The following is a 554-nucleotide window of genomic DNA, read 5'->3' on the forward strand; positions in this document are numbered from 1 at the left end:
TGGAGCATCCCGACCTGCCGCCGGTCTCTGACAGGAACCAGATCCCTCTCCAGGTCCAGGACGGCCCTGAGATCCTTCCCGGTGAGACCCCCGCCGCGGGAGACTCTGACCGGCTCGAGGCCCCACTCCCAGACTCTGTGGATCCTCGGACGCTGGCCCAGCGGGAGGCCGATCTCTTCGCCGCCTGGCTGCTGGAGGGTAGGGTCGCAGGCGCCTCGGTGGAGGCGAAGATCGCGGTCATGATCCCTGAGGCCACCCTGACCGGGCACAGCGAGGATCCGGCCATCAGTGCAGACCGGAACTGGGTGATCCCGGCCAGCGACGCCCGCCACCTCGCCGGTGACTCCCGCGCGGTTCACGACTGGTACCACGCCACCACCAGCCCGACCCAGACCGGCCCAACCCAGACCACCCAGACCGGCCCGAGCACCGGTTCACAGTCGGGTTCAGGGGATGCTTCCCCGGACATCCTCTCGATCACCTCCACCGGTCGCTACGCACCGGCCCGGCTGCGCGATGCCCTCATCTTCCGCGACGGGGTCTGCCAGGCTCCC

1 protein-coding gene is annotated in these 554 nt (G+C 69.7%); it reads left to right on the plus strand.

The genetic code is table 11. The annotated features are described in order from the left end of the window. The coding region (locus tag ACYVKI_RS12855; RefSeq protein ID WP_460690765.1) for a hypothetical protein at nt 1-554 on the plus strand (554 nt) is incomplete at both ends.

It is taken from the genome of Nesterenkonia suensis (genome assembly GCF_054782935.1).